General features: G+C 73.0%; 19 protein-coding genes. 4 read left to right on the top strand and 15 right to left on the bottom strand.

The window, feature by feature from the left end; translation table 11 throughout:
* Window positions 1-405 (top strand): DUF1304 domain-containing protein, encoded by a 405-nt coding sequence (locus FLP23_RS03155; protein ID WP_342780016.1) that lies wholly within the window; start codon window positions 1-3, stop codon window positions 403-405.
* Here FLP23_RS03155 and FLP23_RS03150 read toward each other — a convergent pair.
* The 11 genes from FLP23_RS03150 to hemE are packed head-to-tail and all read right to left on the bottom strand — an operon-like array spanning window position 402 to window position 9516.
* The gene (locus FLP23_RS03150; RefSeq protein ID WP_149324530.1) at window positions 402-1715 is read right to left on the bottom strand and encodes a glutamate-1-semialdehyde 2,1-aminomutase; all 1314 of its coding nucleotides are present in this window, start codon (window positions 1713-1715) and stop codon (window positions 402-404) included. The two genes, FLP23_RS03155 and FLP23_RS03150, sit on opposite strands and share 4 nt — an antisense overlap.
* On the bottom strand, window positions 1712-2695 hold the full coding sequence (gene hemB, locus FLP23_RS03145; protein ID WP_168200360.1) for a porphobilinogen synthase: 984 nt from the start codon (window positions 2693-2695) through the stop codon (window positions 1712-1714). Before hemB ends, FLP23_RS03150 begins: the two co-directional genes overlap by 4 nt.
* Window positions 2692-3465: a uroporphyrinogen-III synthase gene (locus tag FLP23_RS03140; RefSeq protein ID WP_149324529.1), complete on the bottom strand. Its 774-nt coding sequence runs from the start codon at window positions 3463-3465 to the stop codon at window positions 2692-2694. Before FLP23_RS03140 ends, hemB begins: the two co-directional genes overlap by 4 nt.
* Window positions 3462-4430: a hydroxymethylbilane synthase gene (hemC, locus tag FLP23_RS03135; RefSeq protein WP_149324528.1), complete on the bottom strand. Its 969-nt coding sequence runs from the start codon at window positions 4428-4430 to the stop codon at window positions 3462-3464. The genes FLP23_RS03140 and hemC overlap by 4 nt, the downstream gene beginning before the upstream one ends.
* On the bottom strand, window positions 4373-5497 hold the full coding sequence (locus FLP23_RS03130) for a ferrochelatase (protein ID WP_149324527.1): 1125 nt from the start codon (window positions 5495-5497) through the stop codon (window positions 4373-4375). Before FLP23_RS03130 ends, hemC begins: the two co-directional genes overlap by 58 nt.
* Window positions 5494-6174 carry a hydrogen peroxide-dependent heme synthase gene (gene hemQ, locus FLP23_RS03125; RefSeq protein ID WP_149324526.1) on the bottom strand — a complete coding sequence of 227 codons (681 nt, stop codon included), beginning with the start codon at window positions 6172-6174 and terminating at the stop codon, window positions 5494-5496. The genes FLP23_RS03130 and hemQ overlap by 4 nt, the downstream gene beginning before the upstream one ends.
* A 53-nt stretch (window positions 6175-6227) precedes the next feature.
* Window positions 6228-6467, bottom strand: a complete 240-nt coding sequence (locus FLP23_RS03120) for a DUF3618 domain-containing protein (RefSeq protein WP_246140038.1) — start codon at window positions 6465-6467, stop codon at window positions 6228-6230.
* The gene (locus tag FLP23_RS03115; RefSeq protein ID WP_149324525.1) at window positions 6464-6898 is read right to left on the bottom strand and encodes a phage holin family protein; all 435 of its coding nucleotides are present in this window, start codon (window positions 6896-6898) and stop codon (window positions 6464-6466) included. Before FLP23_RS03115 ends, FLP23_RS03120 begins: the two co-directional genes overlap by 4 nt.
* Before the next feature lie 9 nt (window positions 6899-6907).
* On the bottom strand, window positions 6908-7165 hold the full coding sequence (locus FLP23_RS03110; RefSeq protein ID WP_149324524.1) for a hypothetical protein: 258 nt from the start codon (window positions 7163-7165) through the stop codon (window positions 6908-6910).
* 55 nt (window positions 7166-7220) lie between these two features.
* Complete coding sequence (locus FLP23_RS03105; RefSeq protein WP_149324523.1) at window positions 7221-8486, bottom strand: protoporphyrinogen/coproporphyrinogen oxidase; 1266 nt, start codon at window positions 8484-8486, stop codon at window positions 7221-7223.
* The gene (hemE, locus tag FLP23_RS03100; RefSeq protein ID WP_149326160.1) at window positions 8473-9516 is read right to left on the bottom strand and encodes a uroporphyrinogen decarboxylase; all 1044 of its coding nucleotides are present in this window, start codon (window positions 9514-9516) and stop codon (window positions 8473-8475) included. Before hemE ends, FLP23_RS03105 begins: the two co-directional genes overlap by 14 nt.
* Before the next feature lie 11 nt (window positions 9517-9527).
* On the opposite strand from hemE, the gene FLP23_RS12405 reads away from it, so the two are divergent.
* Window positions 9528-10766, top strand: a complete 1239-nt coding sequence (locus tag FLP23_RS12405; RefSeq protein WP_149324522.1) for a glutamyl-tRNA reductase — start codon at window positions 9528-9530, stop codon at window positions 10764-10766.
* A 79-nt stretch (window positions 10767-10845) separates the two neighbouring features.
* On the opposite strand, the gene FLP23_RS03090 is transcribed toward FLP23_RS12405, so the two are convergent.
* The 3 genes from FLP23_RS03090 to FLP23_RS03080 all read right to left on the bottom strand — a co-directional run bounded on the left by FLP23_RS03090 (window position 10846) and on the right by FLP23_RS03080 (window position 17200).
* Window positions 10846-14022 (bottom strand): hypothetical protein, encoded by a 3177-nt coding sequence (locus FLP23_RS03090; protein ID WP_149324521.1) that lies wholly within the window; start codon window positions 14020-14022, stop codon window positions 10846-10848.
* Between the two features lie 290 nt (window positions 14023-14312).
* Entirely contained in the window at window positions 14313-15167 is an 855-nt protein-coding gene (locus FLP23_RS03085; RefSeq protein WP_246140036.1) for a serine hydrolase, read from the bottom strand.
* 47 nt (window positions 15168-15214) lie between these two features.
* Entirely contained in the window at window positions 15215-17200 is a 1986-nt protein-coding gene (locus tag FLP23_RS03080; protein ID WP_149324519.1) for a M13 family metallopeptidase, read from the bottom strand.
* A gap of 139 nt (window positions 17201-17339) precedes the next feature.
* Here FLP23_RS03080 and FLP23_RS03075 point away from each other — a divergent pair, with 139 nt between their 5' ends.
* Window positions 17340-18323, top strand: a complete 984-nt coding sequence (locus FLP23_RS03075) for an NAD-dependent epimerase/dehydratase family protein (RefSeq protein WP_149324518.1) — start codon at window positions 17340-17342, stop codon at window positions 18321-18323.
* Between the two features lie 90 nt (window positions 18324-18413).
* Here FLP23_RS03075 and FLP23_RS03070 read toward each other — a convergent pair whose 3' ends face one another.
* Window positions 18414-19469: a substrate-binding domain-containing protein gene (locus FLP23_RS03070; RefSeq protein WP_149324517.1), complete on the bottom strand. Its 1056-nt coding sequence runs from the start codon at window positions 19467-19469 to the stop codon at window positions 18414-18416.
* 79 nt (window positions 19470-19548) lie between these two features.
* Between FLP23_RS03070 and FLP23_RS03065 the strand changes: the two genes are divergently transcribed.
* Window positions 19549-20769 carry an MFS transporter gene (locus FLP23_RS03065; RefSeq protein ID WP_149324516.1) on the top strand — a complete coding sequence of 407 codons (1221 nt, stop codon included), beginning with the start codon at window positions 19549-19551 and terminating at the stop codon, window positions 20767-20769.
* Window positions 20770-20861: the final 92 nt, after the last annotated feature.

Below are 20861 nucleotides of genomic sequence, written 5' to 3'. Positions count from 1 at the left end.
ATGGCAGCGCTGCTCATCATCGGTTCCGTGTTCGCCGGCCTCGCGGCCCTCATCCACGTCTACATCTGGGTGCTCGAGTCGATCCTGTGGACGCGCGAGTCCACGCGACGCACCTTCGGCATCCCGACCGTCGAGGAGGCCGAGACCCAGCGCACCCTCGCCTACAACCAGGGCTTCTACAACCTGTTCCTCGCGATCGGCGTCGCCGTGGGCGTCGTGCTGATCTGGACGGACGGGCTGCGCCCCGTGGGCCTCACGCTCGCGCTGTTCGGCACGCTCAGCATGCTGCTCGCGGCGGTCGTGCTCGTGTCGTCGGGCCCCGGACGGCTGCGCTCGGCCGCCACGCAGGGCACGGCGCCGCTGCTCGCGGCGGTCTTCCTGCTGGCGGGGATCCTCGCGGGCTAGGGTGTCGCCGCGGCGGCGGCGCGGGCCGCTGCGGGGAGCGCCTCGCGGATGCGGTCGAGTGCCGCGTCGTCGTGGGCGGCCGTGAGGAACCACGCCTCGAAGACGCTCGGCGGCGCGGACACCCCGGCATCGAGCAGTGCGTGGAAGAAGGGGGCGTAACGCCAGCCCTCCTGGGCGCGGGCGTCGTCGTAGTCGCGCACCGGATGCTCGCGGAACGCGATCGAGAACAGGCTGCCGGCGCGCGGGATCGTGTGGGCGACCCCCTGCGCCGCGAGCGCCTCGGAGACGGCCGAGGCCACGGCATCCGCCGCCGCATCGACGCGCGCGTAGACCGCGGCATCCGCGGCACGCAAGGTCGCGAGGCCCGCGGCGACCGAGAGCGGGTTCCCGCTCAGCGTGCCCGCCTGGTACACCGGCCCGAGCGGGGCGAGCAGCCCCAGGAGCGCGGCCGAGCCGCCGAGGGCCGCGAGCGGCATCCCGCCGCCGATGACCTTGCCGAAGGTGAACAGGTCGGGCGCCCAGCCTTCGGCGGCGCCCTCGAGCCCCCACCAGCCGGCGGGGCCCACCCGGAAGCCGGTGAGCACCTCGTCGAGGATCACGAGCGCGCCGTGCTCGTGGGCGAGCGCGACGAGCGCCGCGTTGAACCCGGGATCGGGTCGCAGCACCCCGGCGTTGGCTCCCGCCGCCTCGCTGATGATCGCCGCGATGCGGCCGGGGTGCGCGGCGAACGCCGCCCGCACCGCATCGAGGTCGTTGTAGGGCAGTACGAGGGTCTGCGCGGCGATCGGCGCGGGGACTCCCGCCGATCCGGGCAGCCCCTGGGTGGCGACACCGGATCCTGCCTCCGCGAGGAGCCCGTCGGAGTGCCCGTGGTAGTGGCCGGCGAACTTGACGACGAGCTCGCGCCCGGTGGCGCCGCGGGCGAGACGGATGGCGGTCATGGTGGCCTCGGTGCCGGTCGAGACGAGCCGCACCCGCTCGACGCCGCTCGACGCCCCCAGGCGCTCGCGCACGAGCTCGGCGAGCTCCGTCTCGGCGGGCGTGGACGCCCCGAACGAGAGTCCGCGCGCAGCGGCCTCCTGCACGGCGGCCACGACCTCCGGATGCGCGTGCCCGAGCAGCGCGGGACCCCACGAGGCGACGAGGTCGACGTACTCCCGCCCCGCGACATCCGTCACGTACGGCCCGCGCGCCGACACCAGGAACCGCGGCGTCCCGCCGACCGAGCCGTACGCCCGCACGGGCGAGTTGACGCCGCCCGGCAGCGCCTCCTGCGCCCGCGCGAAGGCCGCGTCGTTGGCGTCGCTCACGCGCGCGCCCAGCGCTCGGCGGCCTCGACCGCGAAGTAGCTGAGCACGGCGTCGGCGCCCGCCCGGCGGATCGAGACGAGCGATTCGTCGACCGCCCGGTCGCGGTCGATCCACCCGTTCGCGGCGGCGGCCGCGATCATCGCGTACTCGCCGCTCACCTGGTACGCCCACACCGGCACCGGGGATGCCGCGGCCGCGTCGGCGAGCACGTCGAGGTAGCTCATGGCGGGCTTCACCATGACGATGTCGGCGCCCTCCTCCACGTCGAGCTCCAGCTCGCGCAGCCCCTCGCGGCGGTTCGCCGGGTCGAGCTGGTAGCTGCGGCGGTCGCCGACGAGCGAGGACTGCACCGCCTCGCGGAACGGGCCGTAGAAGGCGGAGGCGTACTTGGCCGCGTAGGCGAGGGTCGGCACCTGCTGCGCGCCGGCCGCGTCGAGGGCCGCGCGCACGGCGGCGACCTGGCCGTCCATCATCCCCGAGAGCCCCACGAGCTGCGAGCCGGCCTCGGCCTGCGCGATGGCCATCTCGCGGTAGCGCACCAGGGTGGCGTCGTTGTCGACGCGTCCCGCGGCGTCGAGCACGCCGCAGTGCCCGTGGTCGGTGAACTCGTCGAGGCACAGGTCGGTCTGCACGACGAGCGCATCGCCCACCTCGGCCACCGCGACGCGGGTCGCCGCGTTGAGGATGCCGTCGGGGTCGGTCGCACCGCTGCCGACCGCGTCCTTGTGCTCGGGCACCCCGAACAGCATGACGCCGCCGACCCCCGCGGCGGCCGCGCGGTGCAGCTCGGCGCGGAAGGAGTCGAGGCTGTGCTGAACGACACCCGGCATCGAGGCGATCGGGCGCGGTTCGACCGCCCCCTCCGCGACGAACATCGGCAGCACGAGCTGGGCGGCATCCACGCGGGTCTCCTGGGCGAGCCGACGCCAGGCCGGGCTCTGCCGCAGTCGCCGCGGGCGGATGGTCGGGCCGGTGCTCACTCGGTCTCCGCGTACTCGATGAGGGCCGCGATGAGCGAATCGATGCTGCGCTCCTCCGCGATGACGTGCACCGGCAGCCCCGCCGCGCGGGTGTCGAAGGCGGTACGCGGGCCGATGCAGGCCACGACGGTCGCGTCGGGGAGCGGCGCGAGCTGTTCGGCGATCTGCCGCGCCACCGACCCCGAGGTCACGAGGATCGCCCGGATGCGGCCGGATGCGACATCCGCCAGCACCTCGGGCCGGGCGGGCACGCCCACCGTGCGGTAGGCGGTCACGAACTCGACCTCGAAGCCCAGCTTCGACAGCCCCGCCACGAGCGTCGGCTCGGCGAGGTCGGACTGCGGGATGAGCACACGCCCGCGGATGCCGGAGTCCGGCCACTCCTTGACGAGCCCGCGCGCCGAATTGTCGGAGGTGGGCACGAAGTCCACCCGGTAGCCGGCCAGCTGAAGCGCGGCCGCGGTCGTCTCGCCGACGGCCGCGATGCGCGTCGACTCGGGCACCCTCACCCGCTGGCTGTTGAGCACGTCGACCGTGGTGGCGCTCGTCACGACGAGCCAGGCGAACTGGCCGTCCTGCAGTTCGTGCAGGGCGTTGGCGAGGCTCACCGGATCGTCGGAGCTCGCGAAGTTGATGAGGGGGGCGATCACCGGGATGCCGCCGAAGCCGCGCACGGTCGCCGCGACGCCGTCGCCCCACTTGCCGCCGCGCGGCACGAGCACCCGCCAGCCCCCGAGCGGCTTGGCGGGCCGCGGGGTCTCGATCGTCATGGGCGACCACCCCCGAGCGGTGCGAGCTCGGCGGCCCCGGCGGCGAGCAGCTCGCCGGCGACCCGCTCGGCGAGCTCGGCGGCGGGGCGGACGGCGTCCTCGGGATAGAGGGCGTGAGAGGCGGTGAGGTGCTGGGAGCCGTCGAGCGCGTAGACGCGCGCCGAGAGCAGCAGCAGGCCGTCTTCGAGGATCGCGCTCGCGCCGACGGGCGCCGCGCATCCGGCCTCGAGCCGCGCCAGGACGCCACGCTCGGCCTCGGCGGCGAGGCGTGACGGCTTGTGCTCGAGCTTGGCGACCTTCTTCTCCTCACCGGATCGGGTCTCCACCGCGAGCGCGCCCTGCGCGGGGGCGGTGGGCCAGGCGGTGAGGCTCATCCACTCGGTGACCGCGTCGAGACGACCGAGCCGGTCGAGACCCGCGGCGGCCAGCACGACCGCGTCGAGGCGGCGATCCGCATCCTCATCGGCGAGGCGCCCGAGGCGCGTATCCACGTTGCCGCGCACCTCGACCACCTCGAGGTCGGGACGGCGGCGCAGCAGCTGCGCACGGCGGCGCGGCGAACCCGTGCCGACCCGGGCGCCCGCGGGCAGCGCGTCGAGCTCCCGGCCCCCGGAGGCGCACAGCACGTCGCGCGCGTCGGCGCGCTTGGGCACCGCGGCGACCGACAACCCCGGCAGCGGCGCCGTGGGGAGGTCCTTGTACGAGTGCACGACCGCGTCCACCTCGCCGGCCAGCAGCGCCTCGCGCAGGGCGGCCGCGAACACCCCCGCCCCGCCCAGTTCGGCGAGCGGCGTCGCGATCCGGTCGCCCTCGCTCTCGATCACGACGAGCTCGGCACCGAGCCGCTGCGCGACCGCGCCCGCCTGGGCGAGCGCGAGCGCGCTGCCCCGGGTGCCGAGTCGCAGGGTCACGTCGTCCGCCCCGCGACCGACGGCTCGGCGGCTCGCTGCACGCCCACGCAGCATCCGGGGCGGCACACGTCGAACCACGGGCCGAGCTCGGTGAGCGCCGGCCGCTCCGCCACCGGGGTGCCGTTCACGCGCTCGAGCACGAGATCCACGAGCCCCGCCACGAACGCCGGGTGGATGCCGGGGGTCGGGATGCGCAGGGCCGCGAGCCCCGCCTCGGCCGCCGACTCGAGGGCCTCGTTGTCGAGATCCCAGAGCACCTCCATGTGGTCGGAGACGAAGCCGAGCGGCACGATCACGATCGCCTCGACCCCCTCGGCGGGCAGCGTCTCGATCACGTCGTTGATGTCGGGCTCGAGCCACGGCTGGCTCGCCGGGCCGGAACGCGACTGGTAGACGAGCCGCCATCCGACGCCCCCGGCGTCCGCCTCGCGCATGATCACCTCGGCGACCGCCAGATGCTGCGCCTCGTACGCGCCGCCCGGGCCGAACTCGGGTCCGGACGCGGTGGCCGCCGTCAGGGGGATCGAATGGGTCGAGAACAGCACCCGGATGCGCTCGCCCGGGATGCCGCGACCGCGCAACTCGGTGAGCGCCGCCTGCAGGCCCTCGACGAAGGGGGTCACGAAGCCGGGGTGGTCGAAGTAGGGGCGCACCTTGTCGAGCCGCACCTCGCCCGCGAGGCCCGTGACCTCGAGGGCGTTCACGAAGTCCTCGGTGTACTGCCGGCAGCTCGAGTAGCTCGCGTAGGCGCTCGTCGCGACGCCGATGAGGGTGCGGTGGCCGTCGTCGTAGGCCTCGCGCACCGTGTCGGCCAGGTACGGACCCCAGTTGCGGTTGCCCCAGTAGACCGGCAGCTCGATGCCGCGCGCGGCGAGCTCCGCCTCGAGGGCCGCCTTGAGCTCGCGGTTCTGCTGGTTGATGGGGCTCACCCCGCCGTAGTGCCGGTAGTGGTGCGCCACCTCCTCGAGGCGCTCATCCGGGATGCCGCGGCCGCGCGTCACGTTCCGCAGGAACGGGATGACATCGTCCTGCCCCTCCGGGCCTCCGAAGCTCGCGAGCACGATCGCGTCGTAGGCGACCGGCGTCTCCACGTGCTCGGGGCCGAGCCGCTCCTCGGTCATGACAGCACCTCCGCGATCTCGTCGAGACCGATCCGCCGCCCCGTGAAGAACGGCACCTCCTCGCGCACGTGGCGGCGCGCCTCCGTGTTGCGCAGGTGCCGCATGAGGTCGACGAGGTCCACCACCTCGTCCGCCTCGAGCGCCAGCAGCCACTCGTAGTCGCCGAGCGCGAAGCTCGCGACCGTGTTGGCCTGCACGCTCGGATACTCGGAACCCTTGCGGCCGTGATCGGCGAGCATGCCGCGGCGCTCGTCCTCGGGCAGCAGATACCAGTCGTAGCTGCGCACGAAGGGGTACACGGTCACCCACCCCTTGGGCGGGAGGCCACGCAGGAAGCTCGGCGCGTGCGCCCGGCTGAACTCGGCCTCGCGGTGCACGCCGAGCGCGTTCCAGGTGGGCAGCAGGGCCCCGACTCCGGGAACCCTGCGCAGGGTGCGCACGGCGGACTGCAGCCCCTCCGCGGTGTCGCCGTGCAGCCACACCATGAGGTCCGCGTCGGCACGGAGCCCCGACACGTCGTAGAAGCCGCGCAGCACCACACCGGACGCCTCGATCTCGGCAACCGCGTCCGGGAGCGCTTCGAGGCTCGCGGCGGATCGGGCGGGATCACGACGCCAGACGGCCCAGAGGGCGAAGCCCGACGGGTTCTCGGACGGGACGGGGGTTGCGGACGTCACGCCCCTATCCTCCCCCGTTCACGCGGAGGCCGCGAATCGGCCACCGGCGAGCGTCAGTCGTCGTCGCGCCCGAAGACCGCCCAGGCGACCAGCCCGATCACGACGGCCGCGACGGCGGCTCCGCCCGCGATCCACGGCACCGGGTTCTTCTCGTACGCGGCCTTCGCCTTGTCGACGAACTCCCCCGTGCGCTTGGGCACGTTGAACTTGTCCTCGATCGCGTCGAGGGTCTCGGCGAGCGCGTCGCGCGCCTCCTGCGCCTTCGCCTTCGCGGCATCCATCGCGTCGCTCACCGCTCACCCCTCTTCCCCACGCCCCTGACGGCGCGGATGTCCTTCTGGATGGATTCGATCGCCTCGGTCGGCACGGGCGGGATCCCGCGCTTCATGACGCCGTAGCCGACGAGCGCGAGCACGACGGCGACGATCAGCAGCACCCCCGCTACCACGAGCGCCGCCGCCCAGTCGGGCATCACGTAGCTGAGCCCGATGATGGCGAGGGTCAGCAGCACCCCCACGAAGAACAGGAGCACGACGAGTGCCGCCGCGATGAGTCCGACGCCGATGCCGAGGGCTTTGAGCTTCTCGATGAGCTCCGTCTTCAGCAGCTCGATCTCGCGCTGCACGAGCTCCTGCACCTGCGTGGGCACACTCGTGAGCAGGGCGGCGAGCGAACGCTTCTGGCGCGGGCGTTCCCGCTTCGGGTCGGGCTTCTGATCGGACATGATCGCGGATCAGACCTCGGGGGTGGACTTCTTGCGTCCGGAGACCTGCGAGACGACCTTCTTGGCGCCGTCGGCGACGAACTCGGCGACCTCCGGTGCCTTGTCCTTCACGAACTCCTGCACGTCGTCGACGCGGCGCTGCACCTGCGGGCTCTTCCAGAAGCGCGACGCCGCCGACTTGATCTGCTCGTAGCGCTGGCGCCCGGCGCGCGTGCCGAGCACGTACCCGACGCCGAGACCCGTCAGGAAGAGGATCTTGCCTTTCATGGTGCGCTCCGTTCTCTGCGGCTGACCGCAGTGGCCATGTGGGGCTCCGTCCAGACTAACCCTCGTCCGCCGATCCCTCAGAGGGGATCTCGCGCCCCGTGGAGCGCGCGAAGCGGATGACGGCGGCCAGGCCGGTGCCCGACTCAGCCTCCCCCACCCGGTGCATTCCGTCAATGGCATGTTCTGGATCCGCGCGGCGGCCGACCCGCTCCCAGTCGACGATCGCGGCGTCGACCGGTGCCGGAAGGGGGGCGCCGAGAAGGCGCTCGGCATCGCGATGCGCCCGCTCCGGTGTGACCTCGACCCCCTCGTCGTAGGAGAGCCGGATGAGCTGCAACGGGGTCGCCTCCGCGAGCCAGCCCCACTTGGCGGTGAGGTGGGTGAGGGCACGGGCGGCGACGTCGGGCGCGCCCCGCGCCACGAGCACCCCGGTGCCGCGCGGGGCTCCGAGCTCGGGTGCATCGACCGCGATCGTGGCGACGCGCACGCGGGTGCGCGGGGCATCGACCGCGAACGGCGCGGCGAGCACCACCTCGCCGTCGACGCGCTCTCCGGCCGCGGTGGTGACGCCGCCCGCATCGGCCTCGACGACCGGGGTGCCGGTCCGCACCTCCACCCCGAAGCGCTCCAGTTCGGCCTCGAGGGCATCGACCAGGCGGAAGAGGCCGCCGCGCAGCGAGGCGACGAGCGACCCCGCCGGCGCCTTCGCCCGCTGGGCGTGCACCGCCTGCGCGAGGGTGCCCTCCTTGAGGAGCGCCGACCGCAGTCCCGGCGCGGCACGGTCGAGAGCGAGCTCGTCGGGCTCGCTCGAGTGCACGCCGCGCACCACCGGCGCGACCAGGCCGTCGACCACGCCCGCACCCATCCGTCGGCGCACGAGCTCGCCGACCGTCTCGGCCTTCGCGCCCACGAGCGAGGGAAGCAGCGCATCGAGCTGCGCACGCCACGCGGCACGGCGGCCGATCGCGGCCACCACGTCCCGAGCGAGCGGAACCGCGGGGATGCCGAGCAGGCTCGTGGCGGGCAGCGGGACAGCCGTGCCGTCGGCGCGGTACAGCCACGCCGGATCGGCGGCGGGCGTCACCACCTCGCCCGTGAGGCGCAGGATGTCGAGCAGGGCGGGGATGTCGTCGCCGCGCGTCGCGAAGGCTTCGGCCCCGGCGTCCAGGTCTATGCCCGCGACGGAATGCATAGCGACCTGGCCGCCTAGCCGATCCCGCGACTCGAGCAGCACGACCTCGCGGCCGGTGAGCACGAGCTCGCGCGCCACCACCAGTCCGGCGATGCCGCCGCCCACCACCACGACGTCAGCGTCGGGCATGCACGTGCTCCACGATGCGGGTCAGCACCCCGGGATCGGTCTCCGGGGGAACGCCGTGCCCCAGGTTCGCGACATGCGCGGGGGCCGCGAGACCCCGGTCCAGCACGTCGTCGAGGTGAGCGCTCAGCACCGACCAGGGCGCCGCGAGCAGGGCCGGGTCGATGTTCCCCTGCACCGGCACCCCACCGCCCAGGCGTGCGCTCGCCTCGTCGAGGGGGATGCGCCAGTCGACGCCGACCGCATCCACCCCGAGCCCCGGCAGCAGGTCGAGCACCTCGCCGCTGCCGACACCGAAGTGGATCTTCGGCACGTCGAGCCCGCGCAGCGCGTCGAGCGCGCGCTTCGAGTGCGGGGCGACCCGGCGCTGGTAGTCGCGGCGCGAGAGCGATCCGATCCACGAGTCGAACAGCTGCGCGGCGCCCGCCCCGGCCTCGACCTGGGCACGCAGGAAGGCCCCCGTCACGTCGGCGCACCAGTTGAGCAGCGCGGCCCAGGCATGCGGGTCCGCGTACATCATCGAGCGGGCGCGCAGCTGATCCTTCGACGGCCCTCCCTCGACGAGGTAGGAGGCGAGGGTGAAGGGGGCGCCGCCGAAGGCGATGAGCGGGGTGTCGCCGAGTTCGGCCACCGCGAGCCGCACCGCCTCGGCGATCGGCGCGAGCGCGTCCGGATCGATCGGACGCAGCCGCAGCACGTCCGACGCCGTGCGGATCGGTTCGTCGAGCACCGGCCCCCGCCCGGGCACGATCCGCACCGGAACCCCGGCGAGGAGCACGGGGATCACGATGTCGCTGAACAGGATCGCCGCATCCACGCCGTGCCGTCGTACCGGCTGCAGGGTGATCTCGGCGGCGAGCTCGGGGGTGAGGCACGCGTCGAGCATGTCGATGCCGGCCCGCGAGGCGCGATACTCGGGCAGTGAGCGACCCGCCTGCCGCATGAACCAGATCGGGGTCACGTCGCCGCGGTCGCCGCGCAGCGCTGAAAGGAAGGGGGACGGCACCCGTCCATCCTCCCATCCGGGACGGATACCATGAGGGGGTGCTGTTCTGTCTGACGGCGAACCACACCAACGCTGACTTCGCCCTCCTCGACCGGGTCTCCCAGATCCCGGCGCTGGAGGCGACCCGCCGACTCGCCGAACTCGACTTCGTGCGCGGCGTCGTCGTGCTCTCCACCTGCAACCGCTTCGAGGCGTACCTCGATCTGGACGACCCGCTCCCCGCCGCCGGCGCGATGGCGACCGAAGCCGTGGTCGCCGCCCTCGCGGTCGACGCCCCCGAGGACGCCGAGCTGCTGCGCGCGAGCGCGGCGACCCACACGGGCGACGACGCCGTGCACCACCTGTTCGCGGTGACCTCGGGCCTCGAGTCGATGGTGGTCGGCGAGGAGGAGATCGCCGGGCAGGTGCAGCGCGCCGCCCAGCAGGCGCGCCGCGCCGGCACCGCCTCCGCGGCGCTCGACCGACTGTTCCAGCAGGCGGCACGCACCTCACGCACCGTGCGCTCCGCGGGCGATCTGAGCCGCGCCGACCGTTCGCTCGCCCGACTCGCCCTCGATCTGGCGTCCTCCCGCATCACCGACTGGTCCCGTGCGCGCGTGCTGCTGGTCGGCACCGGTCGCTACGCCGCCACCACGATCGCCTCGCTGCGGGCGCGCGGCGCCGACGACATCCGCGTGTACTCCGCGACGGGGCGCGCCGGGCTGTTCGCCACCAAGTACGGGGTGCGGGCGGAGGCGGAGCTCGCGCCCGCGATCGCGCAGGCGGATGTCGTCATCACCTGCACGGCCCGCTACACGGTGGCGCCCGAGCACGTGGGAGCCGGCGATCGGCGCCTGCTCGTGATCGACCTCGGCCTGCCCCGCAACGTCGACCCCGCGGTCGGTGCCCTGCCCGGCGTCGAGCTCCTCGACCTCGAGCTGCTCGCCCTGCACGCCCCGCTCCCCGAGCTCGCCGACTCGGCCCACGCCCTCGTCGGGGGTGCGGTCGCCGAGTTCGCGGCGGACGCCGCCGCCGCCCCCTCGATCGTCGCGCTGCGGCAGCACATCGAGCAGCTGCTCGAGGACGAGCTCGCGCGGGTGCGACGCACGGGCGACGACGGCCGGATCGAGGCGGCGCTGCGACACTTCGCGGGCGTGCTCGTGCACGGGCCGTCGGAGCGCGCCCGCCGGCTGGCCGCGGACGGGCGTCTGGACGCCTTCGCCGACGGCATCGAGGCGGTGTACGGCGTGGAGGTCGCGCCGCGCCTCCGATCGGCCGACGACGCGGCGACCGCCTGACGATCCGCGCGCGCCGCGCGGGGCATCCGGGTGAAGCCGCGCCCCCGTCCGCCCCTGCAGCGGACGGGGACGCGGGGTCTCATTCGGCCCGGCGCGTCCGGACCCGGCTGGCCACCACGATCACGACGCCCGCCGCGAGGAACAGCCCGGCCAACGCCGCCACCCAGAGGCCGTCGGCGCCCGTGAGGGCGAGCGTGGTCAGCTCACCGCAGACCTGCCCCCCCGTCACCACGACCCGCCAGGCGCTCGGACCGTCGAGGCCGTCGGTGGGCAGCTTGGTGCGGACCGTCACGTCGTGGCTGCCCGGGGCGAGGAGCACCGTCGAACTCGTGGCCGCCACCCCGTCGACGAAGTAGTTGACGTCCTCGAAGAACGACACCCCGTCCACCTGACCGAGAGTCAGCACCCCCCGCCCGGCATCGCACTGCTCGGCGAGCACCGCGTTCGTGGGGAAGACGCCGAGCGTCGGCGGGTCATGCGGCGGGTCGGTCACGCAGCTCGGCGTGGCGTCCGGGTAGCTGAGCGCGACCGTCATCGACGGGTTCACCGAGAGCGTCGCCTCGGTGATGCCGCGCGTCCAGGCGAAGTTGCCGGGCGTGGTGACCCACTCGCCGTCCACCTGCTCCCAGCCCGGCCAGCCGTCCGCGGCGCCCGTCACGGGATCCACGTGGGCACCCGGCCACAGCACCTTCCCGCTCAGCACGCCCGACGGGCCGAGGGTGCCGAGTGCGATCCGCTCCACGTTGTCGACGCCGTCGCTCATGATGAGCTCCGCCGTGCGGTCGCTCGCCTGCCCGTACGGGTCGTTGAGGGTGATCGTGTAGAGGATCCAGGGCGAGTCGGCGTCGCAGACGCCCGTCGCGGTGGAGCCGTCGAGCGTGAGGCAGCTGCTCGGTGCGGTGAAGTCGAGACGCCAACTGGTCTGCGCATTCGGGGCGAACACGACCGCCCCGCCGGACTGGTCGAGCTCCGCCGTCACGAGCTTCGTGCCCGTGCCGCCGCCCGGGTAGCTGCCCGGAGCGGTGACGACGCCGTCAACCTTCCAGACGATGCCCTCGATCTCCGGCAGGGTGAAGCTGCCGCCGACATTCGCCGCGCAGTCCGGGTTCACCGAGCTGAGCGTCGGCGTCACCTCACGCGGACCGGGCACGCACTCGGGGTTCCCCGGCGGGTACTGGAGCTCGACCGACACGTGCGGGTTGACCGAGATCGTCGCGGTCACGCCGTCGCGGGTCCAGCCGTAGTTACCGGGCGTCTCCTGCCAGGCGCCGTCGACGAACTCCCAGCCCGGCCATCCGGTGCCCTCCGCCACGCCGTCACCGTCGACGTCCGCCGCGGAGGCTCCGACCCACATGAGCGAGCCGGACAGCGTCTGGCCGTCGACGATCGTGCCGAGCGCGGGGAAGCTGTAGCTGTCGGCACCACGGGAGAGGCTCAAGGTGGCCGTGTTCCCGGTCGACTGGTGGTCGGGGTCGGTCAGCGTCACCCAGTAGAGGATCATCGGGACATCGTTCTCGCAGACCGCGGCGACCCCTCCGGTGAGCGTCGCCTGCCGGCAGTTCTCCGGGGCGGGGAAGCTCAACGTCCAGCTGAAACTCCACTGGTGGGTCGCCGCGTCCTGCGCACCGCTCGGCAGCACCCAGGACTCGTCGGCGGTCGCGACGACCGTCACCGATCCGCCGGCCGTCACGGTGTAGACGCCCGGCTCGACATCGACGCCGTTGACCTTCCAGCTGACGTGCTCCACCTCGGGGAGCGTGTACTGCCCGGGAGCGCTGCAGCTCGGCGGCGTACTCGAGGGCTCCGCGCTCACCGTGTTGCAGCCGACGCCCGTCGTCGTATAGGTGGGCGTCGGGCCGCTGAATCCCATCTCGTGCAGGAAGTTCTCGGTGAACGGGTTGCTCGGTCCGTAGAGGTACGGGCCCGGGTCGAGCGTCTTCGCGTTCGGGTTGTACGAGGCGTAGATGTCGCCCTGGCCGCAGACCACGCCGATCCCGTAGGGGTAGCTGCCGGGCGTGGAGATCTCGCCGAGCTTCTGCACCTGATCGACCTTCTGCGCCCAGGTGTTGGTGCCGAGGTACTTCCAGCTCGCCGCCGTCACCCAGAAGCTCTGGCAGAGCTTGCCGGTGGAGTTCGCGGGGCTCGGCACGGTGATCACACCGCTGTTGGTCGCGGGGTCGTAGCTGTAGCTCACCGACGAGGTCGGGATGCAGCTGGCCGGCGTGCCGCAGGCGGGGTTGCTCGACGGCAGGGCTCCCGCGAGCGTTCCGACGAAGCTCTTGCTCGTCGCGCCGCCCGCGAAGGAGTAGCCGGACTCCGCGGTCGCGGTGACGTGATAGTCGCCCGGGCCGGCACTGCGATCCACGGCACCCCACACCGCATGCACCGCGGTGCCGAGCACGAGTCGCTCGGGTGCCGTGCAGCTGGCCGGGAGCACCGAGACGCTCGCCTCGGCGCCGGCGCACGCCGGGACGGTCACGAGGCTCGAGAGCTCCTGGTGCTTGGCGTCGTAGATCGGCGGCCAGCCGATGTTGTCGACCGGGGGTGTGATGGTCGGCGGGAACGCGAAGTCTCCCGAGATCTGCACCTTGTCCTGCTGCACGGCCCAGCCCGAACCGCAGACGTCGCTCGGCAGTGCGGCGGCGTCGATGACCGTCCAGTAGCCGTTGGCGGCCTTGCTCGGGTTGTCGACATCCTGCAGCACGAGTCGCTGCGGACCGGAGTTGCCCCACGACGCCGGCTTGCCGGCATCGAGCTTCTTGTAGACGTAGAGCCCGACGCCGTAGGCCGACACGGCGGGCTGGGTCGTGGGCGCGGTCTGCGGGGCCGATTTCTGCGCGGCGGGCGGCGCGGTCGGGGCGGCGCTCGGGCTCGGCGCCGTCGAGGGCGCCGGAGCCGGCGCGGGAGCGGCCGTGCAGACCGGCTTGTCACCCGACTCGCCGAAGGTGCCGACCCCCGAGACGTGCACCCAGGTGATGCAGAACTGGCTCGGCGTGCCGAGAGCGGACCAGGGCAGGTACGAGGCGCCGACGTACTGCTTGCCGGGCCCGCGCAGCGCCTCGAGGTGGAGAGAGGCGCTCTTGGTCTGGCTGCCGACGGTGTAGCGCACACTGACGCTCGCGCCGTCGGCGAAACGGGTGCCGCCGGGCAGGGTGAGTCCCTCGGTGGTCACCCCCAGCCGCGAGGCCGCCTGAGCCGGCAGCGCCGTGGCGAGGGAGAGGACGAAGGCGAGGATGAGGGCGAGAAGGGTCGCCAATGACTTTTTGAGCACGGTGGATGCGTCCTAGCAGGGGGGACCCGTGCGTGGGGAGCGCACGGGTGATCGGACACACACACGACGCTGCGGCAGGGTAACCGAGTGGGATGCGTCGGGATGTGGATGTGGGGGGATGTGGCGGTGGAGCTGGTTACGCATGCACCGGACGGGTGGGATCTGCGGGGACAGACCGAACCGGTGCAAAGCTCACGCTAGAGCCCCCCGGACGGGGGGCGCAAGAGGAAAACGCGATCTGGGGAGAAGTGGGGGTAGAACCACCCCATCCCCGATCAGTGCACGTACTCCAGCAGATCCAGCCCGACGGTGCGCAGGGCGTCGAGCACCCGCAGTCGCGCGGCGATCGAGCCGTCGTTGAACTGCACCGACACCGCGTACGCGACCCCGCGCCGCGGACCGCGCAGGATGCCCGCCTCCGAGCGCACCCCCGCATCCGACCCGGTCTTGTTCACGAGCTGCAGCCCGTGGTCGACCCCCCGATGCGAGAGCGGATCGACCCCGAACGCGCTCGCCACCATCGAGAGGTCGGTGTTGAGCGAGAGCCAGCCGAGCACCCGGGAGGAGGTCAGCGCGTCCACCACCTGACCTCGGGCGAGGGCCGCGAAGAGCCAGGCCAACTCGGACGTCGAGCCGACCGAGAGCTGCGGTGCATCGTCGGGGCCGCGGGCGTCGCGCACCAGATCCAGCAACGCGGTGCGCAGCAGCCCCAACCCCTCGGTGCGCTCGCGCACGGCATCCAGCCCCACCTCGCGCAGCAGCACGTTGGTGGCGAGGTTGTCGCTCGTCGCCCCCACGAGAGTCGCCAGGTCGGCCACCGGCAGGGTGCGCGCCTGCAGGTGGCGCCACAGTCCCGAGTCGCCGACGGCGTCCCGGGAGGTCTTGTCGAGCACCTCGAGCGCCGGGGCGCGCTGGTCGCTCATCCGCGCCGACACCTCGATGAGCAGCAGGATCTTGCCCACGGATGCCGTGGGCAGCACGATCCGGTCGTCGATCGAGACGACCCGCTCATCCGAGTCGAGGTCGATGACCGACGCCGACACCTGCGCCCCGCCGTAGGCGAGCCCCCCGAGCGCCGAGAAGGCACCCGAGAAGCGGGGCTCCGCCTGCTCGGCGCGATGCCGCGGCACGCGCGCCTGATGCGCGCGCGCGCGACGTTCGGGGAGCGCGGGGGCGTCTACCAAATGGTGACCCTGTCGGCGGGATCGAGCCAGAGCGCGTCGCCGGGTGCGAGCGCGAAGGCCGCGGCGAAGGCGTCCACGTTGCGCACGATCTGGTTGCAGCGGAACTCGTTCGGGGAGTGCGGGTCGATCGACAGCAGCCGCAGCGCCTCCTCGTCGCGCAGCTTGATCTGCCACGCCTGGGCCCAGCTGAGGAAGAAGCGCTCGGCCCCCGTCAACCCGTCCACCACGGGCGGCTCCTCGCCGCCGAGCGACAGAAGGTACGCCTTCCAGGCGATGCCGAGGCCGCCGAGGTCCCCGATGTTCTCGCCGATCGTGAGCGCGCCGTTGACGTGGTGGCCGGGCAGCTGCGCCGGCTCGAGGGCGTCGTACTGGGCGATGAGCGCCGCCGTGCGCGCCTCGAACGCGGCGCGATCGTCCGCCGTCCACCAGTCGGTGAGCCGGCCGTCGCCGTCGTACTGCGAGCCCTGGTCGTCGAAGCCGTGCCCGATCTCGTGGCCGATCACCGCGCCGATCGCACCGTAGTTGGCCGCCGCGTCCCGCGCCTCGTCGAAGAACGGATACTGCAGGATCGCCGCCGGGAACACGATCTCGTTGAAGCCGGGGTTGTAGTACGCGTTGATGGTCTGCGGGGTCATGAACCACTCGTCGCGGTCGATCGGCTTGCCGATCTTGCCCAGCTCGCGGGCGAACTCGAAGGCGCTCGTGGCCCGCACGTTGCCGACGAGGTCGGAGGCGTCGACCGTGAGCGCCGAGTAGTCGCGCCACTTCGTCGGGTAGCCGATCTTGGGGGTGAACTTGGCGAGCTTCTCGAGGGCGCGCACGCGGGTCGCGTCGGTCATCCAGTCGAGGTTCTCGATGGATGCGCGGTAGGCCTCCACGAGGTTCGCGACGAGCGCATCCATCGAGGTCTTGGCGTCCGGGCTGAAGTGCCGCTCGACGTACACCTTGCCCACCGCCTCGCCCATCGCCCCCTCCACGAACGAGACGCCGCGCTTCCAGCGGGCGCGCAGCTCGGGCGTGCCGGTGAGGGTCTTGCCGTAGAAGTCGAAGTTGGTCTCCACGACCTCGGCATGCAGGTAGGCGGCGACCGAGCGGATGAGCTGGATGCGCAGCCAGTCGCGCCAGGCCTCGAGGCGATCCTCGGTGAGCAGACTCGCGAGGCCGGTCACGAAGCTCGGCTCGCGCACCACGACGGTGTCGAAGGAGCCGGCCGGCACCTCGAGGCCCGCGAGCCACTCGTCGAGCGGGACGGGCGCTGCGAGCGCCGCCGTCTCGGACCAGCTGAGCGGGTTGTAGGTGGCCTGGCTGTCGCGGGTGCGCACCTTGTCCCAGTGGTGGGATGCGATCGCGGTCTCGAGCTCGAGGATGCGGGCGGCGCGCTCGGCCGCGGCGTCGAAGCCCGCGAGGGTCAGCATCCGTTCGAGGAACACGAGGTACGCCGCGCGGATCTCGGCGAACTTCTCCTCGCGGTAGTACGACTCGTCGGGGAGTCCCAGGCCGGACTGCTCGAGGAAGACGAGGTAGCGCTCCGGGTCGCCCGGGTCGTTGTCGACGAAGGCGCCGAAGAACCCGCCGACGCCGTTGCGCTCGAAGGCGCCGAGGGCGCGCAGGAACGCGGGGATGTCGCCGAGGGTCGCGACCTCGGCCAGCTCGGCGCGGATCGGCTCCCAGCCGAGCGCTTCGATGCGCTCCTCGTCGAGGAAGCTCGCGTAGAGGTCGCCGAGTTTGCGCTCCTCGGTGCCCGGCTCGGCCTGCTGGGCCTCCTCGATGATCGCGCGCACGGCCCGCTCGGCGGCTTCGGCGAGCAGATAGAAGGAGCCGTAGCGCGCCTTGTCGGCGGGGATCTCGGTGCGCGCGATCCAGGCGCCGTTGACGTGCCGGAACAGGTCGTCCTGCGGACGGATGCCCGGGTCGAGCTCGTCGAGGGCGATCCCGGATGCGGTGTGCGGGTTCGCGTCGGCGGCAAGGTCGTCACTCATGCCGCCCAGCCTAAGCGCGCCCCCACCCCTGCGTCGGTTCATGGCGCGGCTGGAGCCGTGACCCTGCGGCGGGGGAAACGCCTCCCGCCGTGGGGTCGTAGCTCCAGCCGCGCCATGAAGCGCTCCGTAGACTTGCGGGGTGACTGCGCAACGGGTGCTCATCATCGGCGGCAACGGGATCATCAGCTCCTCGGTGTCGAAGCTGGCCGTCGAACGGGGGTACGACGTCACCCTGCTCAACCGCGGCCGCTCGACCACCCGGCCGCCGATCGAGGGTGCCGAGACGATCATCGGCGACGCGGACGATCCGGCCTCCATCGCCGCGGCGGTCGGCTCGCGCGAGTTCGACGTGGTCGCCACCTTCCGCTCCTTCCTCCCGAGTCAGGTCGAGGCGGATGTCGCCCTCTTCGGCGGACGCACCGGCCAGTACCTCTACATCTCCTCGGCATCCGTGTACCAGAAGCCGATCGCGCAGCTGCCGATCGTCGAGTCGACCCCGCTGCGCAACCCGTTCTGGGAGTACTCGCGCAACAAGATCGCGAGCGAGGACGTGCTCACGCGCGCCTACCGCGACACGGGCTTCCCGGTCACGATCGTCCGTCCCTCGCACACCTACGACGAGACCCTCATCCCGCTCGAGGGCGGCTGGACGACGCTGCAGCGCATCCTCGACGGCAAGCCCGTCATCGTGCACGGCGACGGCACGAGCTGGTGGACGCTCACCCACACCCGCGACTTCGCGCGCGCCTTCGTGGGCCTGTTCGGCAACGCGCACGCGATCGGCTCGCCCGTGCAGATCACCGGCGACGAGTCGCTCACCTGGGACGAGATCACCCGCGAGTTGGGCCGCGCCCTCGGCGTGGAACCCCGGATCGTGCACGTCGCCTCGGATGCGATCGCCCGCGAGATCCCGGAAATGGGTCCCGGCCTCATCGGCGACAAGGCGCACTCGGTGCTCTTCGACAACACCCGCATCAAGACCCTCGTCCCCGGCTGGGTCGCCACGACCCCCTTCGCCCAGGGCGCCCGCGAGATCGTCGCCTGGCACCGGGCCGACGCGTCCCGACGCACCGTCGACCCCACCCTCGACGCCGCCTTCGACCGCCTGGCCGCCCGCGCCTGATCCCGCGAGTCCGCAACCGCAACTCAGGAGATCCGGTCGATTCGCGGCCGCCGCATCCACTGACCGGTGCCTTCTCCTGACGTGCGGAGGCTAGGGTGCGGGGGCGGTCGTGGTGCCCACGCGCAGGCTCGAGACGAAGGCCACCGACGACGGTGCGCCCCCCGCGAGCGCCTCGCGCACGGCCCGACCCGCCGCGCGACCCTTCTCGATCGCGGGCTGCACGAGCGTCGTGAGCCGGTGGGTCGTGATGCCGTCGAGGCGGATGCCGTCGAAGCCGAGCACGCTCAGCTGGTCCGGGACCGCGATCCCGAGCTCCTCGGCGGCGAGGATGACGCCCGCCGCGAGCAGGTCGCTCTGCGCGATGATCGCCGTCGGACGGTGCGCCGGGTCGCCGCCCAGGAGCGCGAGCCCGGCGGCATGGCCCTCGGCGACCGAGCTGCCGGCCGCCGAGATGCCCGCCGTATCCGGGAACACCGAGCGGGCGCCGCGGATGCGCTCGGCCGCCGTGAACGCCGAGCCGGCGGCCTCGCGCTCCGGCGTCAGCGGGCCGCGAGTGCGGTCGAGGTCGAGCGGCAGGGTGACGAGCGCCACGCGTTCGTGGCCGAGCTCACGCAGCAGCGTCGCCCCGCGCCGGGTCGCCTCGGCGTTGTCGAGGTCGATGCCCACCACGCCGGGAAGCGCGGGCGCCTCGATCGCGACGAGCGGGATGCGCCGGCGTTGCAGCGCCTCGACCGAGCGCGCGAGGTCGGCGCTGCAGCCGAGTAGCACGGCGGCATCCATGGGCGCCGCCGAGAGGTCGACCCCTGCGGGACCGCTCCAGGGCAGCACGAGCAGCCCGTAGCCCTCGTCGGCGAGCTCCTCCCCCAGGCCGTCGAGCAGCGCGAGGTTGATCGGATCGCGGAACGCCTCGCCGAGGCGGTCCTCGGTGACCACGCCGATGACGCCCGTGCGGCCGCGCCGCAGCGAGCGCGCCGTGGGGTCGGGGCCCGCGTAGTCGAGCGCGGCCGCGGCCTCCCTCACCCGGGCCCGGGTGGCCTCCGAGACGGGTCCGGCGCCGCTGAAGACGAGGGATGCCGTGGATGCCGAGACCCCCGCGAGCGCCGCGACGGCGGCGAGCGTGGGGCGAGGGTTTGCGGGTTCGCTCATCGCGCGCTAGCCTACTCGAAACGATTCGATCGAATCGATTCGATTACTTCGCCCGACAGCCAGCACCCTCGGATCCACCATGACGACCTCCCCCGCCCGCACCGCGCGCCCCGCCCACGCGACCGCCTGGCGCAACGCCACCTTCGCGGTCTTCGCCCTCAACGGCTTGGGCGCCGCCACCTGGGTGATCCGCATCCCGGCCATCCGCGACCACCTCGAGCTGTCGACCTCCGCGGTCGGCTACCTCATCTTCGGCGTCTCGGCCGGCTCGATCGTGGGCCTGCTGCTCGCCAGCCACGTCATCCAGTGGCTCGGCGGTCGCCGCAGCATCGGCATCATGCTCACCGTGTGCGCGGTCGCACTCGTGGTGATCGGCGTGGGCACCTCGGTCATCGGCAGCTTCGCGGTCGTCGTCGCCGGCATGGCCCTCTACGGCTTCGGCTCGGCCATCTGCGACGTCGCCATGAACGTCGAGGGCGCCGCGGTCGAGAAGGCGATCGGCCGCACGATCATGCCGCTCTTCCACGCCAGCTGGAGCGCCGGGATGGTCGTCGGCACCTCGATCGGCACCGCGGCCGCGTTCGCCGGCATCGACCCCGCCATCCACTTCTCGGTGCTCGCGGTGCTGCTGCTGATCGGCGCGGCCTTCGCGCCGCGCGCCATCCCGCGGGTCGCGACGCACGCCGAGACCGGCGAGGCGGTGGAGCACGTGAGCTTCCGCGACCGGATGGGCATCTGGCTCGAACCGCGCACCCTCGCGATCGGGCTCATCGCCCTCGGGATGGCGTTCACCGAGGGGTCGGCGGGCGACTGGCTCTCGCTCGGGCTCGTCGACGACCGCGGCCTCGAGAACGGCCAGGCGGCTGCCCTCTTCACCGTGTTCACCGCCGCGATGATGGTGGGGCGCCTCGTCGGCGGGCCGCTCATCGACCGCCTCGGCCGCGTCGCGATGGTGCGGATCACCGGCGCCGCCGCCGCGGTCGGGCTCGCGCTCGTGATCTTCGTGCCGATCATCCCGATCGCCGTCGTCGGGATCGTGCTGTGGGGGCTCGGTGCCTCGCTCGGCTTCCCGATCGCCATGTCGGCCGCCGCGGACGAGCCGGCGCGCGCCGCCGCCCGCGTCTCCGCCGTCGCGACCGTCGGCTACTGCGCCTTCCTGGTCGGGCCGCCCCTGCTCGGCGTCGTCGGCGAGCACGTGGGGGTGCTGAACGCGCTGCTCATCGTCTTCGGCCTCATCATCCTGGCCACCCTCGCGGCCCCCGCCGCCCGCGAGCGCGCCGCCGCCCGCCGCCCCCTCTGACTCGGGGGTTCATGGCGCGGCTGGAGCCGTGACCCGGGGGCGGGGGAAACGCCTCCCGCCGCGAGGTCGTAGCTCCAGCCGCGCCACGAGCA

Origin of the sequence: Protaetiibacter larvae, from assembly GCF_008365275.1 — a bacterium.
In the GTDB taxonomy this organism is placed as follows: domain Bacteria; phylum Actinomycetota; class Actinomycetes; order Actinomycetales; family Microbacteriaceae; genus Homoserinibacter; species Homoserinibacter larvae.
Note: the sequence above shows the minus strand (reverse complement) of the source record. Positions and strands in the feature narration are given on the sequence as shown.